1 protein-coding gene is annotated in these 391 nt (G+C 38.4%); it reads right to left on the bottom strand.

Annotated elements, in window-relative coordinates; all coding sequences use genetic code 11:
* The coding region (locus HC175_RS20040; RefSeq protein WP_168139837.1) for a thioredoxin domain-containing protein at nucleotides 1–391 on the bottom strand (391 nt) is incomplete at both ends.

Below are 391 nucleotides of genomic sequence, written 5' to 3'. Positions count from 1 at the left end.
AAATTGCGCTGGTAAAAGAATCGTAGTTAAGATCAAAGGATTTTTCAAACTCTATCCCGAAAGGATGAGACACCTTTCGCCTTATATCTATAATATTCTTGTTCTTGTTAAGCAGAAATGAAGTAGGGAAACCAAGAGAGTGCTTCATCATTTTAATGACATACGGACTGTCATTTTTCATTTCATCAACATAGAGCACTGTAATGTTCTTATTATATTTTTTAGCCAGTTCCTTTGTGGTGGAATGGCTGTCCCAAAACAGCATTACAAAATCCACCTGGTCTCCGTATTTATCTGCCAGTTTATTTAGTGCCGGGATCTCTCCTTCTGTGGGAACGATCCATGAAGCATAAGTGGTCAAATAAACAGGTTTTTGGAATTCGTCCAGGGC

Source organism: Salinimicrobium oceani (assembly GCF_012037645.1).
The sequence above is the reverse complement of the archived record's forward strand: the minus strand, read 5'-3'. Positions and strand labels throughout refer to the sequence as shown.